Source organism: Roseovarius bejariae, from assembly GCF_009669325.1.
GTDB classification, from domain to species: Bacteria; Pseudomonadota; Alphaproteobacteria; order Rhodobacterales; family Rhodobacteraceae; genus Roseovarius; species Roseovarius bejariae.
In genome coordinates this window covers 2,847,321-2,865,865 of the sequence record NZ_SZWE01000001.1, presented here as the reverse complement: position 1 = coordinate 2,865,865, position 18,545 = coordinate 2,847,321, and the positions used below count along the sequence as shown (strand labels likewise).

The window sequence follows — 18,545 nt, the reverse complement described above, 5'->3', positions numbered from 1 at the left end:
ACCGCCATGAAAGCCTTTCCCATGTTCATCCGCACCAGCGGGCGCCGCGTTGTCATCGTGGGCGGCGGCGAACAGGCCGCGCAGAAAACCCGGCTAATGCTGAAAACCGATGCCCGGATCGTGCTGGTTGCTGACCAGCTTGAACCGGAGCTTCGGGGCATTGTCGCAGACGGTAAGGCTGAGCACATCGCCGTTTTGTCACCCGAAGTGTTCAAGGATGCGGCAATGGTTTTCATTGGCACCGGCTGTCCGGGGTTCGACGCAGCGGTGCATGGGGTGGCCAAGGCCATGGGATGTGCGGTGAACGTGGTGGATCAGCCCGATTTATGCGACATGACCACCCCTGCGATCGTCGATCGCGACCCAATCGTTGTCGCCATCGGTAGTGAAGGCACCGCACCAGTCCTGACCCGCGATATCAAAACCCGCCTTGAACGGACGCTGCCGCAAAACCTTGGTGGCTTGGCCGGTTTGGCTGGGCGGTTGCGCAGTAGTGTGGAGACGCATGTGCCGCGCCAACATCGCCGCGCGCTATGGGCCTGGGTGTTCAAGGGCGCACCGCGCGATCTTTGGGTGCGCGGGGCAGAGCGCGAAGCGGCCCGCAAAATCAAATCCGCCATCACCGCAGGCGAGGCCCCACAAGACGCAGCAAAGGGGTGTGTCTCGCTTGTCGGCGCAGGGCCTGGCGCACGTGATTTGATGACCCTGCGCGCGGTGGAGCGGCTTCAGGAGGCCGATGTCATTTTCTATGACCGTTTGGTGGACGGTGAGGTTCTGGAATTGGCGCGTCGCGACGCCGAACGGGTTTTCGTTGGCAAGCATGTCGGCTCCCACAGTTGGCCGCAGGAGAGAATAAATCAATTGATCGTGGCGGAGGCACTCAAAGGCCGCCGCGTGGTGCGCCTCAAATCAGGGGATCCCGCCATATTCGGGCGTGCCAGCGAAGAGATTAAAGCGGCCAAGGCCGCAGGTGTTCCGGTTGAAATCGTCCCCGGCGTGACCGCTGCTTCGGCTGCGGCCTCGGCCCTCGGACAAAGCCTGACCGAGCGCGGGGTTGCCAACACCTTGGTTCTGGCGACAGGGACAGGTCATGAAAAAGACCCTATGCCTGATTGCACGCGGCTTTCCGGTCCGGGCACGACGACCGCGTTCTATATGTCGGTCGGGCAAGCCGCTCGGATATCAGAATCGCTCATACAGCAAGGCTTGCCAGCACAGACGCCGGTTCACGTAGCAGTGAACTTGTCAAAAACCAGTCAACAGCTTTTGACCACTGAGGTGGCGAGGCTGGCGGAAACGGTTGCACAGCATACCGTTAAAGGATGTGCGGTTTTACTTCTGACCTGGCCCGAGGATCAGGATGCGCAAGGTGCGCTTTGCGGTGCCGAAAGGCGTGAAACTCCGATCGAGGCTCAGAATGAAATTGCAGTTGTGTGAGGCTTTTCTTCTGTAGGTTCACTCGGCACGCAACATTATGATAAGAGTGGATAAATCGCAAAAGTACCGTCTGCCTTAACAGGCTACTGAAAAACCCGGCCTCGACACGGGTTTAAGGACATGATTCACCCTATTCAGGTCACGAAGGGGGTGATGATGCGCGGGACTGACGAAGCCAACGGAGCGTTGTTTAGCTATGTGGACCTTGATGAACGGGTCCCGGCGCGTCATCCGCTTCGCAAGATCCGGCAGATCGTGAATGAAGCGCTGGCGAGCCTGGATGCCAAGTTCGACGCGCTCTACACGAGGGAGGGCCGCCCTTCATTGCGCCGGAACGGCTGATCCGCGCCAGCCTTCTGCAAATGTTGTTCTCGATCCGGTCCGAGCGGCAGTTGATTGAGCAGATGGACTACAACCTGCTGTTCCGGTGGTTCGTCGGGCTGAGCATCGATGACCCGGTCTGGATCCCCACGGTGTTCACCAAGAACCGCGACAGGCTGCTGATGACCGACATGTCGCGCAAGGTGATGGCCGCGATCCTCGCGCACCCGGAGGTCAAGCCACTGCTGTCGGACGAGCACTCCTCGGTCGACGGCACTCTGGTCAAGGCGTGGGCTTCCATGAAGAGTTTCCAGCCGAAGGATGGCGCGCCGCCAAATCGCGACGACAATCGAGGCGATCCGCCGCCACCGCCAACTCAGCAGACCGCCGCAGACACCGAACATCAGCCCCAGCAGACCGAGACCCAGCCGATGCCCAACACGCCCCGCCAAAACCGCAACGCCGAAGTGAACTTCCGGGGCGAGAAACGCTCGAACGCCACCCATGTCTCGGTCACGAACCCTGATGCGCGGCTCTACAAGAAGGCGCCGGGTGCTGCGGCGACGCTGTGCGTCATGGGCCACACGATGATGGAGAGCCGCAACGGGCTGGTCGTGCAGGCGGATATCACCTACACCGACGGCCACGGCGAGCGGAAGGCGTCGCTGGAAACGATCAATCGGTATTCCCCGGGTTCGACCCGACCCTGACGCTTGGGGCGGACAAAGGTTACTACAGCGCCGACTTCGTCGCCGCGCTCAGGCGGATGGTCGTGACGCCGCATGTTGCGCAGAACGCAGTTCACGATGACCATGGCGGCCTGGAACCTCACAAGATTGCCGAAGCTCTTGGCCGACTGACCGCGGCAGCCATCCTCAGCCCGGGGTCCGCATCCGCGGATGACCGGCCTTCAAACCACGGCAGACGGAAAAACGTCCTTCCAAACACACTTCTTCAGCAGCCTGCTAATGATAGGATCCCCGCTATGCCGTTTTGGTGGACCGCAGAACAATGCGGTTGCAAGATTGTTGCTCAATCTTCCAAAGTATCGGACAAACAGCGACTGTGGCATATGGCACCGCTTTGCGTGTCACGTAAGACAAGTTACGACCCTGGAAACCACAGAGAGTGCATCTGACGTTCCATTGACCTCACCCTTTTCGAAGTCGCCCTCGATGGTACCCATCTGGTTCGTCACATGGGCGAGGCAGATCACGTTGCGATCCCGTGCCTTGGCAAATGCATAAAGCGCCGCAGCTTCCATCTCGACCGCCAGAATGCCGCGCGCCCGTGCTGCAGCGATGGCGGCCTCCGTCTCGCGGAATGGCGCGTCGGTGGTCCAGGTCGCCCCGGTCAGCACGCGGGGGCCGCCTTCGAACGCCCCGTCCAGCCGCGACAGAAGATGATCGGGCGCGGTGCTCCAGTCCGAGGGCGGAAGGTAGTGATAGCTTGTGCCCTCGTCGCGCAGCGCTCGGTCGATCAGGATGAAGTACGGCGGCGCGCCCTTCGGCGAGATCTGACCCGACGAAGTGACGCTGATCAGGAGCTCGCAGCCGGAGGCGAACATCTCCTCGGCGGCCAGCACGGCGAACGAGGCGCCGACGGCGCAGCCCACCACACCGATCTCGCGGCCATCAAGGTCGAACACCCACATCTCGGTGTGGTAACAGACCCACGCCTCGTGCCGCCGCGCGCGATCCTCGGCGCGGAGCTGGCGAACAATGTCGCCGTCGGGATCGAGCATGCAGACCTTCGGCACCGCACCGGCCTCTGCACCCTTCTGGCGGCGCGCCTCGCGCAGCAGGCTTTCGGGCGTGAAGGCCGATGGGGCGTCGTAATGTTTGTCGGCAAGGATGGGCGGCTTCTCAGGCAACGTCACTTCCTCGCCCCCGCCCAATGCGCCAATCGACGAACGTTCCTGCACAAAGGAAGGCAAATCCCGCGAGTTCGATAAGCCGCTCGTAGGAAATTATCATGGTAAAGGCGATCAGCAGAAACCCGATGCCGGCCAGTAAGATCGGTGCAATGCGACGATGCTTCCGCCAGCGGAAAAACAATGCGACAAATGCCAGAGCGGCAAAGAGCACGATTGCGCTGGCCCAGACAGCTTCATTCAGTGCAATTGTCACACCAAGTGCACTCAATACGGCAATCGCGGCAAGCGTTCCATAACAGGCAATGAGAGAAAATGTCGTTGCCAAGGCAGCCAGCCAGTCGCCGGTTCTCTTCTGGGTCATTTCATTCCCTCTGTCATGTCCGATATCTTCTGGTTCAACGGGTTATTCTTACGCCCCCTCAAATTCTCTATTGCAATTGGGACGTTGCCTCGACGGGGCTTTTAGCTGTGAGCACAAGAAACGCGCCACCGATTGTTGTGAAAGTGCCGATCTTGTGATCGACCGGTCCCATGATGCGGGCCGCAATGTCGAGCGGCGGATAGAAGACTGCACCCTCGACGACAGCGTCTCGTAGTCCCGCTTGATGCGCCAGAGCAATCAAATCACTCCGGCTCCGGAAATGCGCCGCACTCCAGAGCTTCGAGCCGAGCCAGCCCTTCATGCGCCGTTGCGCGGCCCAAAGGTTCCAGCGCCCGAGTTCGCCCAAGATCAGCCGACCACCGGGCTTCAGGACGCGGACCATTTCCCGGATCGTCGGGCGCGGATCATCGACGAAGCAGAGCGTGGCGACCGACACGACGCAATCGAAGTGCTCGTCGGGAAATGGAAGGTTGCCAGCCTTCCCTTTGACCAGATCGACCTCGACACCTGCGGCTGTCGCCCTGCGGCGTGCTGCGGCGATCATGTCTGCGGAGGCATCGATGCCGGTGACTCGAGCGCCGGCCTGTGCGAGCCGGGTGGCCAGCACGCCGTCGCCGCAGCCGACATCGAGGATGAGCATGCCACGTGCCGGGCCGATGCGGTCCAGAAGAAGGTGCTCTTCGAGCGCATCGGTGATCCGGCCCAGAATGCTGCGGCGCCAGTCCGCATAGGCGTCAGGAAGATCCTCGAGCGCAGGGCCGTGCGCGCCCCGATCCGGGCCGGACCGCTCCGCTTCCGTCAACTCAGCACCCGGCGCAGGCGCGTCACCACATGGTCAATCTCGTTCGCGGTCGTGGTGCGGCCGAGGCTGAACCGGATTGCGCCCATGCCAACCTGCGGTTCTGTGCCCATGGCCTCCAGCACCGGAGACAGTTGGTCCCGCCCCGAATGGCAGGCGGATCCGGTCGAGGCCGCGACCTCCGGCATGGCCACGAGGATCTCCGCGCCCACGCGGCCGACGAAGGCGACGTTGAGCGTGTTGGGCAGGCGGCGTTCCGGATGACCGTTGAGAACGACGCGGTCGCCGAACGCATTCTTCAGCGCGTCCCAGAAGCGATCCCGCAGGACCTGGACCCGCTCCATTGGCCCCAGGTCCGAAGCAAGACTGGCGGCCACGCCGAGCGCGGCTGTGAGCATCGCGCTCTCGGTGCCCGCGCGCCGACCGCTCTCATGCCCGGCGCCGTGGATGAACGGCTCCAGTTGCAGGCCGTCGCGGATGAAGAGCGCACCTACGCCTTTTGGCGCATGGAATTTGTGCCCGGCCATCGTCAACAGATCGACGCCAAGTTCGTCCACCCTGGTCGGGATCTTGCCGACCGACTGCGCGGCATCGGTGTGGAAGCGAACGCCGTGCTCGCGCGCGATCGCAGCGCATTCCGCGATGGGCTGGATCGTTCCCGTCTCGTTGTTGGCATGCATGATGGTAACGAGCACGGTGTCGCCCGTGATCGCGCGCCGCAGGTCATCGGGATCGACCATCCCCGTGCCGTCGACCGGGAGCCAGGTCACCTGCGCGCCGAGGCGCTCGAGGAATCGAAGCGGCGCGACGATGGCCGGATGCTCGGCGCTCGACGTGATAAAATGCGGCCGTTCCTTGCCGCTGGCGAAGAACACCCCCTTCAGCGCGTGGTTGTTCGCTTCGCTGCCGCCGCTCGTGAACACGATCTCCTGCGGCGCGCAGCCGAGAGGATCCGCGACTTGGGTCCTGGCGTGCTCCACCATCTGGCGGGCGGGAACCCCGGCCCAGTGGCCGCTGGAAGGATTGCCGTGCCCCGTCTCCAGGGCACGGCGCATGATATCGGCGACCTCGTGTGCGACCGGCGTGCTGGCGTTGAAATCCAGGTAGATGTCCCGCATGGCCCCGCCTCCCGTCCGCTGTCGCTCTGCCCTGGTCAGGGCTTGTAGGCCGCGTCCTGCTGCCAGCCGTTGTATCCGCTCTGCATCAACACGACATTCGACCGCCCCGCCACCCGCAGCGCGAAGGCCGCCTGCGCCGACAGGCTGCCGGTGTTGCAGAACAGGATCGTCATACGATCTTCCGGGATCTCGTCGATGCGGTCGAGCACTTCGCGCCACTCGATGTTGACGGCGCCCGGGATCGTGCCCTCCTCGAACTGGCCCGCGTCGCGGGTGTCTACGAAGAGTGCAGTCTCGAAGACAGTCTGATCGAGTTGCTGGGGCAGAATGATGCCGGCCTCGTATTCCGTGAACATCATGTATTCCTGCATGGCCTCAATGGCCGCATCCTGCGCCAGGGTGGGTGCTGCGTGCAGCCCGAGTGCGACAGTCGTGGCCGCGAGTATTTGTTTAAGCGTCATCCGGGGGTTCCTCCGTTCCGGTTTCTGTTTTCTTGGCCGGTCATCAGAACACCAGCACCTTGTCTGCGGCGAGCGTGGCCTGCGCGAGTTCGTCCATGGTGGAGCGCGCCACCCCTTCCATCATGTCGCCTTCGGTCAGGCCGCGCGCGTCCATGCAGGTGCCGCACATCAGCACGCGGCCCTTCGCGGTGAGGACACGGCGGATCATCCGTTCGAGGTTGTAGAACCCCTCGGGCGTCTTCTGCCCCGCCTTGGCGCAGAGCACCGCGTCGGCCATCAGGAAGACCGTGATATCCGCGTCGGGGTCATTCTTTGCCAGTGCGTGGGCCATGCGCAACCCGTTGAAGCTGCGCTCGGTGCCATAGGGCGGGTCGTTCAGCAGGATCAGGTGTTTCATGGTCGGTCCTCAGTTCGGAGTGCGCGTTTCGAGTTCAGACAGGAAGGCTTCGATCCGCCGGGCGTTGGCGCCACGGTCGATCTGGCCGAGGCGCGAGCGAGAGCGCATGTCGATACGGGTTCCTGTGTCCGTTTCGGTGACACGGGTCGCCACCTCGTCCTCGAAGCCGAAGAGGCGGCTCTTGGCAATGGCCTCGATCTGGCTCTCCGCGGGATCGGCCGACAGCACCTCCCAGCCGCGCTCTTCCACGAGGGCGAGCGCCGCGGCGAAGGCCTCGTCTGCAGAGACCGGCAGCTCCAGCGGCCGCACATCGGGATAGGCGGCGCGCTGCGGCGCGGCGTTCTGCGCGGGGTAGTCACTGGGCGTGGCGGTGAACCAGAAGACCGGCGGATCATCGGTATCGGTCGAGATGTCATTGATCGGCGGCGTGGTGCGCGCGGCGATGTCGAAAGCCGCGCCAAGACCCGCAACCGGCAGCGACAGGATCAGCCCCAGCAGGACCGCGCCAGCGCCACCTGTCCTGAGGCGAAGCCAGACCACCAGCCCGGCAAGGGCCATGATGACGCCACCGAGGGCCGCCCATACGGCCCAACCGGCAAGGTCATAGGCCCGTGGCCAAGGCCAGCCGCCTGCCCGGAACCCCCAGACCGCGACGGCCAGCAGCACAAGCGACAGGACGCCCGAGAGGGCAGACAAGATGCCGAGACGGCGGATCAGCATATCACGCATGGGCAGGTTCCTGATCGGTAGCGGGATTGAGACGCGGGTGGGTTTCCTCCATCCCGATGATCAGCCACAGACTGGAACCGGCCATGGCGAGACCGGTCAGCCAGAACCCGGCCTCGAGCATCCCCGACGCATCCGCGATCAGCCCCATGGCCAGCGCTCCGATGGCATAGCCCAGATCGCGCCAGAACCGGTAGACGCCAAGCGCCGAACCGCGCCAGGACGGGTGGGCAATGTCCCCCATCGCGGCGATCAGGGTGGGGTAAAGCAGCGCCATGCCGACGCCGGTCACAGCGGCCGCCACGGCCCAGCCACTGACCGTGGTCAGAAACGGGAACGCCAGCACGCCACCCGAGCACAGGAAGAACCCGGCAACTGTGGGCCATTTGCGTCCGAACAGGTCCGACAGCGGACCGGTCCAGAGCTGGCTGCCGCCCCAGACAAAACCATAAATCCCGGTGACCCAGCCGATCTCGATCAGGCTGGCGCCCTTGGCTACCATGAATACCGGCACCAGCGCCCACATCAGCGCATCGACGAATTTTTCCACGCTGCCCGCCTGAGCCAGCGCCATGAAGGTCGGGTTGCGCCAGGTGACCAGCGCAAAGATATGGCCCGATGTCGGGTTCTCGGGTCCTTCGACATAGCGCGGGCGCGGCCCGGTTGTTTCGCCGGATTTGTGCCTCGCGGCTTCGGCGCGGGCATAGGGAAGCGTTTCGGTGAACGAAACGAGACCCGCCACCAGCGCCAGGAGGATCACAACAAGGCCGAAGACGAAGAGGCTCAGCCTTGGGTCGAAATAACTGGCAAGATAGCCCGTCACGAGGCCCGCGAGCGCCACGCCACCATAGCCCGCGAATTCGTTGAACCCTGTAGCAAGCCCGCGCTGAGACCCCTTCACGATGTCCATCTTGGCGGTTACGGTCATTGACCAAGCGAAGCCCTGGTTGACGCCCAGAAGGACGTTCGCCGCGACGATCCAACCCCAGGTTGGCGCCCAGAGGATCATGAACGGGATCGGCAGCGCCACCAGCCAGCCCCAGATCAGCACGCGGCGCCGACCCACCCGTTCCGACAGGCGGCCCGAGACGAAGTTCATCGAACCCTTCACGATCCCGAAGGAGACGATGAAGGCAAAGATCGCGGTCATCGAGCCCTGAACGACGCCAAACTCGGTTTCGGCCAGAGCGGGGATCACCGTACGCTGCAGGCCGATGGTCAGACCGACAAAGAAGACCTGCAAAAGCTGCTCCAGGAACGGGCGCAGGTTCTCGCGGATGCCGAGGGTGTAGGTCATTCGGGTTCCTTTTCGGTGATACGCGGATCGAGTGCGTGGCCGCTGGCGGGTCCGCGCAAAGGCTGGATCAGCATCCGGTCGAGCCAGAGATCGCGGCGCGTGCGGAACTGCTCGATACCGATCTCCATCCCCTCATGGCCCTTGGCGGGCTGCGCGATGTACGTGCCGAGCAGCCGGTCCCACCACGGCAGGTTGAAGCCGTAGTTCGAGTTGGTCTCGCGCGGATCGACGGAATGGTGGACGCGGTGCATGTCCGGCGTCACGACGATGAGGCGCAGCACCCGGTCCACCGGGCGCGGCAGATCGATGTTGGCGTGGTTGAAAAGCGCGGTGGCATTCAGGATCACCTCGAACAGCAGCACCGCTATGGCGGGCGGGCCGAGGGCGGCGACCACTGCCAGCTTGATGCCCATCGAGATGAGGATCTCCACCGGGTGGAACCGCAGCCCCGTGGTGGCGTCGAAGTCGAGATCGGCGTGGTGCATCCGGTGCAGCCGCCACAGCGCGGGGATCGCGTGGAACATCACGTGCTGCAGATAGATCGCCAGATCGAGCAGCAACATGGACGCGACGATGGCCACCCATACGGGCGCATCGATGTTGTTGAACAGACCCCAGCCGCTATCCTCGGCCATCACGGCCAGACCCACCGCGACAATCGGAAAGGTCAGTCGCAGGATCACGGTGTCGAGCACCACGAGACCAAGGTTGTTCGTCCAGCGAATGACGCGCGGGATGTCCCGCCGCCGCCGTGGCGCCGCCACTTCCCAAAGCGCCATCGCCACCAGCACGCCAAGAAAGATGCTGAGCCGGATTGCAGGTTCGGCGGACAGGATGGTTTCGGACATCGGTTTGACCCTTGGGGTTGCGGAAAGCGGCGAAATCGCTATCATTCAATTCATCACTTGAACGATTAAGGTTGAGAAGCCCCGATGTCAACCAGCCCGAAGACGGCCCTGCTCGAAGAATATGCGCTTGTCGCCCGCGCGCTGTCGGCACCTGCGCGGCTTTCGCTCCTCGAACAACTCGCGCAAGGGGAACGCGGTGTGGAGGCCCTGGCGGACAAGACCGGGCTCACGATCGCCAATTGCTCGCAGCATCTGCAACAGTTGCGCCGCGCCGCCCTTGTCACCAGCCGGCGCGACGGAAAGGCGGTGATCTACCGGCTGACCGACGGACATACGCTGGCACTGATGGACCTGCTGCGTATCGTCGCCGAGCGGAACGTGGCGCAGGTCGAGCGCATCCTGCGGGGGCTCTCTGACGGGCAAGACGCGCCCGAACCGGTCAGCCGAGATGAGCTTGCCACACGATTGGCCGAAGGGTCCGTGACGGTTCTGGACATGCGCCCCGCGGATGAATACGCCAGTGCGCATATCCCCGGCGCGCGCAACATCACGTTGGCCGATCTGGAACGTATGCTGCCCTCACTTGACCCCCACGCTGAGATCGTCGCCTACTGCCGTGGCCCGTATTGCATCTATGCCCATCAGGCAGTCGCGGCCTTGCGCAAGCATGGGCTGAACGCAAAGCGGCTTGACGGCGGTCTTCCTGAATGGCGTGAAGATGGACGGCCCGTGCTGGCCGGGGCAATACCGGAGTAACAGTCTAAGCTCGACACGCGGCCACACTGCATCATCTGTGTCCATCGATCAGGACGCGCAAATTTGCATTTTGCGCCTTGCAGTCATTCGTGCCCAACGCAGCAATTGACTGGAGTCCGACCTCTCTGCCGATGGACGTAGCGATCGCAGCAAAGCTGAGCGCTCCCGAGGAACGGTGTCTGAAGTCAGCATCTATGGAACAGTTCGTATGCCACCCAAAGTAAGGGCAAAGCCTTCTTTGTTCAGTATGCTCACGATCTCCCGACATCCAGAGCAATAACTTTTGAACACTCTGGGATACCCCAAAGGGATATAAAGCTCGCCTTTTGAGTGCCGATTTTCAGAACAAACTGTTTCTGGCGCGTACCGCCTGTTCCTAATTGCTGGGAAGCCGCAATAGAACAAAGGGAAATACAATGAGGCTTACGACGAACAACAAGGGCGCAAGCATGTCGGAGTACAGCATTCTGCTTGGACTGATTGGCGTCCTGTAAATTGGCGCTGTGTTTGAGTACGGAACCACGGCACGCGACACCTTCGATGGCTTGGCGGCAAATATCGCTAACAAGGAATCAGGTGGTGGAGTTGATGCTGGCGCTGGTTCAACGCCGGTTACCAGTGGCGACTGCTACGATCCTGCAAACGTTGGTCTGATCGGTAGCACCGGATGGACCGGATGCGAAGGAATGCTAATCGTTGATAACGGAATGCTGCGTCCTGCCGCCTCCAGCGGCGCCGGTGGCGATGAAAGCTACGCAATCACCGGTCCTGACAGCAATACCTACACTTTCGCCGATTCCCAATATAACGTCTTCACCGGGCAAGTAACTGATTTCTCTAATCTTTTCTTTGCAGATTCCACAAACCCGTATATCGGCTACTGGGATACGTCAAACGTGACGGATATGGGACGAATGTTCTACAGCGCCGATCTCTTCAACCAGGATATTGGAGGATGGGACACCTCAAGCGTCACGAATATGCAAGGCATGTTCACTTATCTTGACGAATTCAACCAGGACATCAGTGGGTGGGATACATCAAGTGTGACGGATATGGGTCGGATGTTCGAAAGTGCTGACACCTTCAATCAGAATCTCAGCTCCTGGAATACTTCAAGTGTGACAGATATGAACGAAATGTTCCGCACTGCCATCGCTTTCAACCAGGACATCGGCGGATGGGATACGTCGAGTGTGACTAATATGTCCTTCATGTTTATAGGCGCCGACGCTTTCAACCAGGACATCGGCTCCTGGGACACTTCGAGTGTGACTAATATGTCCTTCATGTTTACAGCCACCGACGCCTTCAACCAGGATATTGGAGCCTGGGACACGTCGAATGTTACCGATATGGGAGCCATGTTTCGAGAAGCGCTTTCGTTCAACCAGGACATTGGCGCGTGGGATACGTCAAGTGTGACGGATATGGACACCATGTTCTATGATAACGGATCCGAAGGTGATGGACCCCTTGCTTTTGATCAGGATATCAGTGGCTGGTGCGTTTCGAATATCCCAAGCGAGCCACTCTTGTTCGAAACCTCGATCAGCTCCGCTAATCTGCCGCAATGGGGCACCTGCCCAACCCCCTAACACGACTGGGCGAAGAAAAATACAAAAACGGCCCTTTTGGTTTCCACAACGCAAGCAAACTGAGACAGCCGCCGGAATACCCGGCGGCTGTTTTTTTACTATAAAGATGTCCACTCGTGGGCAATTCCTAAATACTGGGCACGGGCCAGGTATAAAAGCGACCCATTTTCAAGCTCTAAATTGGTTGGAGCCAGATTCGAAAAGCTCGATTGCGGTTGAGAGCATACAAGCAATCGTCTCCAAGGCTGCACCGTCTCGTGTCGTGCGCCAGCGTTGGTCGTAGGGATCAACCGGACGGAGACGCGGGTAGGTGGCCTCACCCAGCGAGCGTTCGGCGTCGACGCGGCGCAGAATGTGTTGGTGCATTGCCCAATAAGCCGCGAGCCGGGCCGCGTCCGTGCCTTCTGAGTCGAGCATGTCGTGGTAAGTGGAAACGCTCGGGTAGAAGGCTGGCGCTGCCTTTTGAGCCTGGAAATCCTGCAGGTCCAGTTCACCTCCTTATTGTGGCAGTAGGGGTGCGCCCCGGCACCATTTCTTATGGTGGTGAAGACCGGACTCGACGCTTGAGAGAGCGCCGGTCCGGATCTTCGAATAGGTGCATTGTCAGAACCGAACGGTATATCCGACACTCACGACTTCGTGCCCGGAGACATCGGGCCGCCAGTTGGCGCCGAGGGCGAAGCGCCCCAGGCCCACCTGGCGCGTATACCGCATTTCCAGGTCGAGCGGCGCGGATACCTGTTCCATCGCAATGCTCTGGGTTTCGACCGTGACATCCGAGGAACGCGTGCTCCCTTCCGCGGCACCGAGTGCCGTGGGCAGAGCGACGGTCATCTCGCCACCAGTCAACGACATCTCGCGGGAGGCCGCGAAAGCGAAGCTGTCATAAGCCGCGATGATGTCGCGGGCTTCATAACCCAGGCGGATAGACTGGGTTCCAATCCCGCTACCCTTGCGCAGCAGGTTGGAGCCGTCGAACGAGGTCTCACCCAGCGTGGCGGTCGCGCTCAAAGCCGCCCCCGCGCCGATGTCGATCTGCCCACCCAGAGAGGCGAAGGTGGTCTGGCTGTCGATTCCACCGAAAGCACCACTCACCTGAGTGCCGAGGAAGCTGTCGCGCTCCCGGGTCAGTCCGAAGCGGGTTTCCAGCATGACCCCGCCGAAATCATGGGCAGCACCCAGCGAAGCATAATACCCATCCATGGCACTGTCGCGTCCGGCGAAGGCCGACGCGACGGTGACCCGAGTCGCGCCAAGATCGGCGGCCATGGAAACTGATCCGGCGGTCTCGAAAAGCCCGGCATAGGGATCATCGGGAAGCGCGGCCCCGCTCGACATCGAGAACGCCAGGGTCGTGTCGTTCCCGCGGATTTGCGATGCACTGTCATGTCCTTGGACAAAGGCATCCATCCGGTCAAGGGAGCGCGCACTGTCGAACCCAGAACCCACGAAGGCGCCAAGCGACGCGGTGTAGCCACGGTCGTAGCCGTCGGTGACCATCACGCTGGTATCCCCGAAGGATTGCGAAAGCGCCGCGGCCATCACGCCAGGAGCGGAGACATGGCTGTCAGAAGCAGCAATTTCGCGCTCCCCCAGCGTCGATGTAGTTTGAAGGGTGATTTCCCCCTGTGGCATGACCGCATTCTCCAGATCGAGCGCGCCGTGGCCGTAGACGGAATCCACGCCGGCGGCACCAAGATCGCGCGCGGTATCACGCAGGATCGTCGTGATCTCCGCCCCGGTGAGCTCAGGAAAGTTACTCGCCATCACGCCGACGGCGCCGCTAACGTGCGCGGCTGCGGGCGAGGTGCCGCTGGTGCCGCTGAAGATTCCGTTTCGCTGCTCATCGGCGTGGGCGGCGTAGATGCCGACGCCCGGTGCAGCGAGGCAGAAATTACGCGCGTCGCCACATCTATTGGCAGAACTTGCGATCTGGTCATTCCGATCAATCGCAGTGACCCCAAGAACGTGATTACCCATTTCCGGGAAGAGAACTGCCATGCCGGCAGTGTTCGAGGGCTGGGCAAGCCCATCGTTTCCGGTTGCAAAAACCATCACCAGGTCGTTTTCCACGGCAGTGTCAAACGCATCCATCACGTCAGAACCAAAAAATCCTTCGAGATGAGATCTGCTGGAGTAGCGGTCGATCGTGCGGGTCCGTTTTTCTTCGTCGAAGAAAATCCAGCTGTGATTGATAGCCTGCGCGCCGGCACTGATCGCGCTCCGCGTGGCATGGGCCAATGAACCGTGTAGCTGGACCCGTCGCTTCCCTTGGTGGGCGATTCCTTGGAGGATCATTAGATCAGCATCGAATGCGACGCCGTGACTGCCGACATCGTTCTTAGCTCCGGCGATGATATGCGCCATGTAGGTGCCGTGCCCGCTGTCATCGAAGACATCGGAGATATCGTTGTTGGGCGCTTCATAGTAGGTATGCGACAGGCTGTCGTCGATATTCGCGGCAAGATCAACATGATTGACGTCTGCGCCACTGTCAAAAACGGCGATAAGACTGCCAAGACCAGTCCCGCCATCGGCATAGCGTGCCGCTGCATTCATCGAGTCGAGCCCCCAATTACGGTGGTACTCGTTGGTCTCGTAAGACGCGCGGGGTCTGGGGTCGATCGATCGAGGCCCTGGGCCGGGTCTTGGACCAGGGAGGGGAGTCGGGTCGTAACTAACGCCTTCTTTATCGTAACCAAACATAGTGTAATCAATCATAGTTGCGGCAAGACCTCCGGCGATTACAAGGCCGCCCAGGAAAAGGCCGATATTTATTCCGCCCCCTGCGCTTACGGAAGAGGCCGCTTCGTTAGCAGCGTAGGAGAATTGGCGATCTTGGGCGTGTCCGGCCACAGGCGAGAAAGCCAGGCTCAGGGCGGTTGTGAGAGAAAGCATGCCGCGTCGTGTCATCGGGAAACCTCGCAGGAGAGTGAGTGTCAGCGAGACCGGCGGAGTGGGGGCTTTCCGACGCGGCCTCATCAGGAGGGCCGCGTCAGACAGCCCCACCCTTGTCGGCCATTTCCCGGATCAGCGGAGTGTTTTCACTGCGTGCCAGAGGCGCCAGCTTCAAATGCCTTGATCGACAAACAGCGCGACGTCACCGCCCGCATTGTCTTGTGGCACCGAATGGCGTTCACTCTTTGTGCTTCATGCAGTTTGTGGTATATGTGGTGGAGTTCACAGCCTTGGACACATCATATGGAGGTCTCAGAGATGGCGAAGAAATCAGCAGGCGGCAGTTATCGCAGCGCAATCAGCGGTCGCTATGTGACGGCGAAACACGGCAAGAAGAGCCCCAAGACCACTGTAAAAGAAGCACGGGGTGGCGGATCGACCGGCAGCGCGCGCAGCGCGATATCCGGGCGGTTTGTATCAAAGGGATATGCCAAGTCTCACCCGCGCACGACGGTTCGCGAATCCTGAAGGAAGCGGGCTGTGCCAGTACATCGGGTTGCGCCGTGTCATGTTCTTAGTGAGATGTATCAATGGGTAAGGTAAGAAACCCTGAGCGCTTCTCTGACCACTTCAGGATATCTCCGGAAGCGATGGTAAAGGCCGGCGTGCTTGATCCGACATTGAATGTCGATACACGCCTGTTCATCGACCCACTACTGCTTGCCAAGAGCCGCCACCCCGAAATCGCAAAGGGGGCCAGGCGCACATACGAGCAGCATTTCACAAATGTCATTAAGTTCCTGAGCAGGACAACCGGCCCGAACGATGTTGCTTGGCGTAGCGCGCAACGCCTGCTGTCCTTCCCTGAGATCAAGTGGAGCTGCCTTGGATACGGTGCCGAGTCAGTGTCGGGCAGTGGATCGGGTGCGCACATGACCGGTCATTTCATCGAAACGGCCAAGCAAATCGTCTCGTTGGGCGTGGAGGACCCCGATCTTTTCGTCGCGATGGCACTGTTCGAAGAAGGCGTTGGCCCAGACCGCATCAGCGATATGACGACGAACGTCATTCTGGGTGATCTGCTGAAATTCAACAACCGCGTACTTGCTGAGTTGGGCGTGGCCGGGAAGCCCATGCAAATAAGCCTTCGCAACGGCAAGACCTTTGAGGCGACACTGCCCGCCAATCCGCACCTATCTCAGGGCGAGCCGGTTATCTTGGTTCCTGCGGATGCCCTGCGCGATCTCCCCGTTGTAACGGACTGGTCGGGTGTCGCTGACGCAGCCTCGAAAAACGAGCAACTCAGAAGCCGGGTAAACGACCAGATTGCAGCGCTCTGGGAAGTCCGGAGCCGGAAGGACAAGGACAAATTGCGCCGATGGGCGCTCAATGGCCGAGACGAGTTTGAGACCTTCCTGGAAATGATAAAAGGGGCGGATCCCCAGCCCTATGACCTGTCTGGCGATCCGCTCGGCGAAGTATTCTGGCGCAGGTTGGCGACAACGCTCGCCGACCAGGCACCCATGACGATCGAAAAGCCACCGACCCTGGATTACGCAGGCGTCGTGAGTGTGGTCGAGCAGATCATCAAGCAATTTCAATTTCTGATCGAAGACCGCCGGTTCTCTGAAGAACTATATCATGCGGGTGCGCCGCGACCAGAAAAGGCGGCGCAGCGATTATTTTTCGCTGTGGCGCATGCCTACTGCAAAGCCAACAATCTGGACCTCACGCCCGAGGCGGATACTGGCAACGGCCCGGTCGATTTCAAGGTATCGCAAGGGTACGCGGGCCGCGTGCTGGTCGAGATCAAGCTGTCTCGCAACGGCAAACTCGTGAGCGGGTACACGAAGCAGCTGGAGACCTACAAGACTGCAGAAGAAGCCCTTCACGGTTATTATGTCGTGGTCGATGTGGGCCAGATGGGCAAGAAAGATGCCCGGCTGCTGCAAATCAAGAATGAAGCGGCCGAAAGAGGTGAACAGGTGTCACCGATAGTGTTTGTGGACGGCACCCGGCGCGCGTCGGCCAGCAAACTCTGATTGTAAATTCCAAGAACTCTCCACGCGAAGACAGCATTGGATAGTCTCAAACAGGTCCCGAATAGTCGACCTGGCGACAAGAGCTCGCTGTGGGCAATCTGATCTGCTGTCGCCATTCGTAGGCGCGGGCCCATCAAGGGCTGTGCGCCAGGTGGCTCCATGTTAAACGAAGCCCCCGCCACCGAAGCTGTCAAATCAGACGAGGGGTTCCGCTGGGTGGGGTCGCGATCTCCCGAAATCCAGATCAAAAACTTCGGAACATTCCGGGCTACCCAAAGGGGTATATGGCTCGCCTTTTGAGTTCGGGTTTTCAGAACAGACTGTTTCTGGCGCGCACCGCCTGTTCCTATTTGCTGAGAAGCCACAAGAGAACAAAGGGAAATATGATGAGGCTTTCGATGCACAACAGAGCGGCGAGTGCAACAGAGTACGGCCTACTGGTAGGACTGATCAGCATCTTGGCCATCAGCGCGGTACTCCAATACGGCACCACGGCAAAAGACACCTTCGATGGTTTGGCCAAAGAGGTCGCGAACAAGGAAGCAGGTGGTAGAGCTGGTGCTGGCAGCGAATCCGCAGGAGGCTCAGAGCCCGTGACTGACAGCGAGTGCTATGATCCGACCAATGTAGGGACAATCGCCCCCGTCGGCACCGGATCAGTTTGCGAGGGCATGTTGATCGTGGATAACACGATGCTGCGCGCGGTGGCTTCCAGCGAAGCCGGCGGCGATGAAAGTTACGCGATCACTGGTCCCGACAATAACAGCTATACCTTCGCCAATTCACAGAGCAATATTTTCACCGGCCAGGTCACTGATTTTTCAAATCTTTTCCGCCTCGATAATGGCTTCAACCAAGATATCAGCTACTGGGACACGTCGAGCGTGATTGATATGAGCGGAATGTTTATCAGTGCATCGGCGTTCAATCAGGACATCAGCGGATGGGATACGTCGAGCGTAGCGGATATGAGCCTTATGTTCTTCAACGCCGAGGCCTTCAACCAGAACATCGGCGGTTGGGATACCTCGAGCGTAGCGGACATGAGTAGCATGTTCAGCTTCACTGACGCCTTCAATCAGGATATCAGCGCTTGGAATACTTCAAGCGTGACAGATATGGGTAAAATGTTCTCCTATACCACCGCATTCAATCAGGACATCAGCAGTTGGGATACCTCGATCGTCACCGATATGCACCAAATGTTTTTCGAAACCAGCGCCTTCAATCAGGACATCGGAAGCTGGGACACGTCCAGTGCCACGGAGATGTGGGGTATGTTCGGTCACGCCAACGCGTTCAACCAGGACATCAGTTTTTGGGACACATCGAGCGTGACGGCTATGCACGGCATGTTCCAAAATGCCGTCGCCTTTAACCAAAATCTGTCCGGATGGACGGTGAATCCGAATGTGACTCTTTGTCAAAATTTCGCTGCTAATGCTGGAGCACTCACGCCACCCAACTTCCAGAACTGCACCCCGTAAGCCGTAACGCATAAGAGATAGACCAACGCCGCCCTCGGGCGGCGTTTTTCTTTGAATACGATGGGTGAACCTCATCCGGTAGCGCGCTATTGAAGCCTGAAC

16 protein-coding genes and 1 pseudogene are annotated in these 18,545 nt (G+C 60.4%); 7 read left to right on the top strand and 10 right to left on the bottom strand.

The window, feature by feature from the left end:
- The first annotated feature begins 6 nt into the window (after positions 1–6).
- A complete protein-coding gene (gene cysG / locus FDP25_RS13870) occupies positions 7–1,437 on the top strand; it encodes a siroheme synthase CysG (protein ID WP_172982806.1) in 1,431 nt (476 codons plus the stop codon).
- Between the two features lie 156 nt (positions 1,438–1,593).
- Positions 1,594–2,563: pseudogene (locus tag FDP25_RS13865) on the top strand (IS5 family transposase); the annotation flags it as partial.
- A gap of 285 nt (positions 2,564–2,848) precedes the next feature.
- On the opposite strand, the gene FDP25_RS13860 reads toward FDP25_RS13865, so the two are convergent.
- From FDP25_RS13860 to FDP25_RS13820, 9 genes are all read right to left on the bottom strand, one after another.
- Complete coding sequence (locus FDP25_RS13860) at positions 2,849–3,631, bottom strand: nucleoside phosphorylase (RefSeq protein ID WP_154152891.1); 783 nt, start codon at positions 3,629–3,631, stop codon at positions 2,849–2,851.
- Complete coding sequence (locus tag FDP25_RS13855) at positions 3,624–3,995, bottom strand: MerC domain-containing protein (protein ID WP_154152888.1); 372 nt, start codon at positions 3,993–3,995, stop codon at positions 3,624–3,626. The genes FDP25_RS13860 and FDP25_RS13855 overlap by 8 nt, the downstream gene beginning before the upstream one ends.
- A 67-nt stretch (positions 3,996–4,062) precedes the next feature.
- A complete protein-coding gene (locus tag FDP25_RS13850; RefSeq protein ID WP_154152885.1) occupies positions 4,063–4,818 on the bottom strand; it encodes a class I SAM-dependent methyltransferase in 756 nt (251 codons plus the stop codon).
- Positions 4,815–5,933: a cysteine desulfurase family protein gene (locus tag FDP25_RS13845; protein ID WP_154152882.1), complete on the bottom strand. Its 1,119-nt coding sequence runs from the start codon at positions 5,931–5,933 to the stop codon at positions 4,815–4,817. Before FDP25_RS13845 ends, FDP25_RS13850 begins: the two co-directional genes overlap by 4 nt.
- A 35-nt stretch (positions 5,934–5,968) precedes the next feature.
- Entirely contained in the window at positions 5,969–6,394 is a 426-nt protein-coding gene (locus FDP25_RS13840) for a rhodanese-like domain-containing protein (RefSeq protein ID WP_154152879.1), read from the bottom strand.
- A gap of 43 nt (positions 6,395–6,437) precedes the next feature.
- Complete coding sequence (locus tag FDP25_RS13835) at positions 6,438–6,791, bottom strand: DsrE/DsrF/TusD sulfur relay family protein (protein WP_154152876.1); 354 nt, start codon at positions 6,789–6,791, stop codon at positions 6,438–6,440.
- 9 nt (positions 6,792–6,800) lie between these two features.
- Positions 6,801–7,520: a DUF1499 domain-containing protein gene (locus FDP25_RS13830; RefSeq protein ID WP_154152874.1), complete on the bottom strand. Its 720-nt coding sequence runs from the start codon at positions 7,518–7,520 to the stop codon at positions 6,801–6,803.
- Positions 7,513–8,814 (bottom strand): MFS transporter, encoded by a 1,302-nt coding sequence (locus FDP25_RS13825; protein WP_154152871.1) that lies wholly within the window; start codon positions 8,812–8,814, stop codon positions 7,513–7,515. The genes FDP25_RS13830 and FDP25_RS13825 overlap by 8 nt, the downstream gene beginning before the upstream one ends.
- Entirely contained in the window at positions 8,811–9,662 is an 852-nt protein-coding gene (locus FDP25_RS13820) for a sterol desaturase family protein (protein WP_154152868.1), read from the bottom strand. The genes FDP25_RS13825 and FDP25_RS13820 overlap by 4 nt, the downstream gene beginning before the upstream one ends.
- Before the next feature lie 84 nt (positions 9,663–9,746).
- Here FDP25_RS13820 and FDP25_RS13815 point away from each other — a divergent pair, with 84 nt between their 5' ends.
- Positions 9,747–10,418: an ArsR/SmtB family transcription factor gene (locus tag FDP25_RS13815; protein WP_154152866.1), complete on the top strand. Its 672-nt coding sequence runs from the start codon at positions 9,747–9,749 to the stop codon at positions 10,416–10,418.
- Between the two features lie 503 nt (positions 10,419–10,921).
- Positions 10,922–12,016: a BspA family leucine-rich repeat surface protein gene (locus FDP25_RS13810; RefSeq protein ID WP_218939977.1), complete on the top strand. Its 1,095-nt coding sequence runs from the start codon at positions 10,922–10,924 to the stop codon at positions 12,014–12,016.
- A gap of 603 nt (positions 12,017–12,619) precedes the next feature.
- Here the strand turns inward: FDP25_RS13810 and FDP25_RS13805 are convergent.
- Positions 12,620–14,575 (bottom strand): S8 family peptidase, encoded by a 1,956-nt coding sequence (locus FDP25_RS13805; protein ID WP_172982805.1) that lies wholly within the window; start codon positions 14,573–14,575, stop codon positions 12,620–12,622.
- A 519-nt stretch (positions 14,576–15,094) separates the two neighbouring features.
- Between FDP25_RS13805 and FDP25_RS17145 the strand changes: the two genes are divergently transcribed.
- From FDP25_RS17145 to FDP25_RS13790, 3 genes are all read left to right on the top strand, one after another.
- The gene (locus FDP25_RS17145; RefSeq protein WP_218939976.1) at positions 15,095–15,442 is read left to right on the top strand and encodes a hypothetical protein; all 348 of its coding nucleotides are present in this window, start codon (positions 15,095–15,097) and stop codon (positions 15,440–15,442) included.
- Positions 15,443–15,564: 122 nt separating this feature from the next.
- Positions 15,565–16,956, top strand: coding sequence for a hypothetical protein (locus FDP25_RS13795; protein ID WP_154152857.1), 1,392 nt, complete (start codon positions 15,565–15,567; stop codon positions 16,954–16,956).
- Between the two features lie 284 nt (positions 16,957–17,240).
- Entirely contained in the window at positions 17,241–18,443 is a 1,203-nt protein-coding gene (locus tag FDP25_RS13790; protein WP_218939975.1) for a BspA family leucine-rich repeat surface protein, read from the top strand.
- Positions 18,444–18,545 lie beyond the last annotated feature (102 nt).